This is a genomic window from Oribacterium sinus (assembly GCF_963553175.1).
GTDB classification, from domain to species: Bacteria; Bacillota; Clostridia; order Lachnospirales; family Lachnospiraceae; genus Oribacterium; species Oribacterium sinus_B.
This window is the reverse complement of the sequence record NZ_CAUVME010000074.1, coordinates 1-3,706: the sequence shown is the minus strand read 5'-3', so window position 1 is coordinate 3,706 and position 3,706 is coordinate 1. Positions and strand designations below refer to the sequence as shown.

The 3,706-nt window shown below is 46.2% G+C and carries 3 protein-coding genes; all 3 read left to right on the top strand.

What is annotated here, in order from left to right; all coding sequences use genetic code 11:
• The first annotated feature begins 154 nt into the window (after window positions 1-154).
• Window positions 155-823 carry an L-serine ammonia-lyase, iron-sulfur-dependent subunit beta gene (gene sdaAB / locus RYO92_RS10950; protein WP_007156949.1) on the top strand — a complete coding sequence of 223 codons (669 nt, stop codon included), beginning with the start codon at window positions 155-157 and terminating at the stop codon, window positions 821-823.
• Between the two features lie 165 nt (window positions 824-988).
• Complete coding sequence (gene sdaAA, locus RYO92_RS10945) at window positions 989-1,870, top strand: L-serine ammonia-lyase, iron-sulfur-dependent, subunit alpha (RefSeq protein WP_314833306.1); 882 nt, start codon at window positions 989-991, stop codon at window positions 1,868-1,870.
• A gap of 363 nt (window positions 1,871-2,233) precedes the next feature.
• Window positions 2,234-3,706: a L,D-transpeptidase family protein gene (locus RYO92_RS10940; protein ID WP_315370402.1), complete on the top strand. Its 1,473-nt coding sequence runs from the start codon at window positions 2,234-2,236 to the stop codon at window positions 3,704-3,706.

Here is a 3,706-nt window from a genome sequence, read left to right as displayed (position 1 = left end):
TTTATGGTATATTTTACTAGGAAATAAAGCGATTTTTAGATAGATTTTGTCGTTTGGAATAAGCGGGGGAAAAGCAGAAGTGTTGCCCGTTGTTCTCAGGCGGCGATGGTACTGTGTTAAGTTGAAGCTATCATAAAAACACAAAGGAGAGCTTATGAACGTTTTTAACATTATCGGTCCGATTATGATCGGGCCAAGCAGTTCCCATACCGCAGGAGCGGTTCGTTTGGGAAGAGTAGTAAACAAGGTGGCAGGATCGGATGACTTTAAGGAGTTGGACATCGAGCTGTCAGGTTCTTTTGCCAGAACCTACAGAGGGCATGGTACGGACAGAGCTTTGCTTGCCGGAATTATGGGCTATCACAGCTATTCCGAAGAGATTCGGGATGCTTTGCAGATTGCCAAGGATAGGGGAATTGATTATCGTTTCATTGAAAATGATATTCCCGGGGCTCATCCCAATACCGCCCGCATTCATTATGTCCTTCGGAACGGACAGGAGGGTACGGTAGAAGGTGCCAGCATCGGAGGCGGAAATATTCGTGTAGATGTGATTAACGGCCTGAGAGTGGATTTTACCGGAGAAAGCAATACCATTCTGGTTTTGCATCGGGATAAGCCGGGCATGATAGCGTTGGTAACCCAGATTATGTACGATAAATATAAGGATTTGAATATCGGAAACTTCCGTTTAAGCCGTCCGGAAAAGGGTGGAATTGCTTTAATGACCATCGAAATAGACCAGATGCCGCCGGAAGAACTGATGGACGAAATCAATAAGCTTCCCAATGTGGAGAATGCCTTACTGATTCGTGCAATTTAGTGTTCATTCGAGCGCATTTATTATAGCGCATTTATTATAGAGAATTGATTAGATACAGCATTGATTAGATACAGCATTGAATAGATAGAGCATTCATTAGATAAGCTGCGAGACTATTTGGTGGTACATTGGCTACCAAAGAAAGGTCTAGGGCAGGAGGAAAAAATGATTAAATACGATACAATTAAAGAAATATGTGATAAGGCAGAGGCGCGGGGAATCAAAATCAGCGAACTTTGCCTGGAAGACCAGTCAGAGCAGATGGGGCTTCCTAAAGAAGAAATCTATGCCATGATGGAGAAGAATTTCGATGTGATGGTGGAATCCGTTGGAAAGGGAGGGGATAAGAACCTCCGTTCCACTTCCGGGCTTACCGGAGGAGAGGGAGCAACCATGCTGGAGTATTCTCAGAAAGCTCAAGGCGGTTTGATGGGAGAGTTTATGACCAAGGCTATCGGCAGGGCGATGTGCGTGTCCAACTGTAATGCAGCCATGGGAAGAATTGTGGCAACCCCTACTGCCGGATCCTGCGGAATCTTGCCGGGCTGTCTGGTTTCCATGTATCAGGACAAGGGCTATAATAAGAAAGATATCGTGATGTCTATCTTTACTGCAGCGGCTTTCGGTATGGTCATTGCCAAGCAGGCCTCCATTGCGGGAGCTGAGGGAGGATGCCAGGCGGAGTGCGGTTCCGCTTCCGGTATGGCAGCAGCATCTTTGGTGGAGCTTATGGGGGGGAGTCCCAAGGCTTGCGGAGATGCTTTAGGAATGTCCCTGGTGAACCAGATGGGCCTGGTTTGTGATCCGGTGGCAGGCCTTGTGGAAATCCCCTGTGTAAAAAGAAACGTATCCGGAGTAGTGATTGCTTTCTCCTCTGCGGATATGGCCTTGGCAGGAGTAGAGCTGAAGATTCCTGTAGATGAATGTATTGCGGCGATGAAGTCGGTAGGAGACAGCATGTCCAGCGCCTTGAAGGAAACCGCCATGGGCGGCTTGGCAGCCAGCCCCACAGGAATTCGTTTAAGAAAAGAAGTCTTCGGAGAATAAGCAATAGGGGCTATAAAAATCAGAATAGTTTTTCTACGCAATATAGGTCTAAAATTGGGGCACGCTACCGCTAGCCTCGCCCTGCAGCGGATACTAAGCGAAAAACTGCAGTACCTTTGTTTTTCGCAAGTACCGGCGGGCTCAGACTGCCCCTTATTTAGACCTATATTGCATAGTTAATTCTATTTATTCAGATTTTATAGTCCCTAATTGCTTCTTTTTAAACTATAGGGAAGAAGTGTTGAATTTTTATCGCCCCTATTGCTTTTATTTATGGAGATTTCTTTTTTCTTAAGACTTATTCCTTTCTACTTTTCTGACTAGCCAAGGGGAGGTCTAAGGCGTACAATAGGAAGCACTAACATGAAAAGAGAGGAAAATGAGGACATGGCGATAAATGCACAGAAGAAAATACTACCGACAGCAACAAAGCAGACAGGAAGAAGGGAAAGAAGCTTAAAAAGCAATTATTTTCAAAAAATTGCCCTTGGGCTTCTTTTTTCCGGAATTCTGACATTTTCTCAGACAGGGAAAAGTTTTGCACTGGATCGTTTTCTGACGGGAACCTATGGAAACGGCATTCCCATCGGAGGAAAGACCGTAGAGGAGGCCAAGGCCTATCTGGAAGGAGCCTATAGTCAGAATTATGTCCTTTATCTTATAGGAAGAGAAAAAACGGAAGAGATTTCCGGAAAGGATATCGGCTATCATTTACAGGCAGCTACCAATCTTCCGGAAATTTTACAGAAGGAAGCGGAAAGTGGAGCCCAGGGAAGCCCGGATCAAAGAATCGATTATTCTTTGGAAGGCAGTACCGCAAGCTATGATACCGTGAAATTGAAAGAAAAACTGGAAGAGCTTTCCATGGTAAAGGATGCCAAGGAGACCAGAACCGCCAGCGTGGTGAAGGAAAACGGAGTCTACACCATTATTCCGGAGCAGGAAGGAAATTCCCTGAACTGGGATAGACTTTGGGCAAGGGTGGAAAGAGCCCTGCAAAGAGGAGAGAACACGATTCAGCTGTCCGATGAGGGAATCTATGATGCCATCACCCAGAGAAAGGCAGATTTAGAGGGCAAGGTTGATGCCATGAATAAGCTTTCCTCTGTGACGATTGTTACCAACATTTTAGGGAATAAGGAAAGCTTGACGGGAGAGCAGCTGCAGGAAATGGTTACCGGCGTGAACGCTTCCGGCTTAAGCTTTGATGAAGATAAGCTTCTGGCTTATGCCCAGTCCTTGGAAAATAAGTACGGAAATCTGGGAAACACCGTATCCTTCCATTCTGCCAGCGGAAAAGACATTGCCATGAATACCCCTTACGGCTTACACATCAATGTGGCGGCGGAAAGGGATGCGTTACGTGCTGCGATTGCCTCTCTGCAAAGTCAGGAGAGAGAACCGGTTTATGCATATCGGCCGGCACAGTATGCTCAGCCCCAGTTTGGAAATACTTTCCTGGAGATTGACCTGGGATTGCAGCATGTGTATTACTATGAAAATGGCGCTTTAACTTGGGAGAGTCCCACAGTAACCGGTATGCTGACAGCGGATCGGGCGACACCAAGCGGTGTATTTTTCCTGAAAGGAAAAGAAACCAACAGAACCCTAAAGGGAAAAATGGTGGACGGAAAGCCGGAATATGAGGCTCCTGTGTCCTATTGGATGCCCTTTAATGGAAACATTGGTTTACATGATGCCACTTGGCGTTCCAAGTTCGGCGGTAACATTTATGTGAAGAACGGTTCCCACGGCTGTATCAACCTGCCGAAGAACAAGGCAGCAGAGCTTTTTGCCAAAATTCAGAAGGGATGCCCGGTAGTGGTTCATCCATAA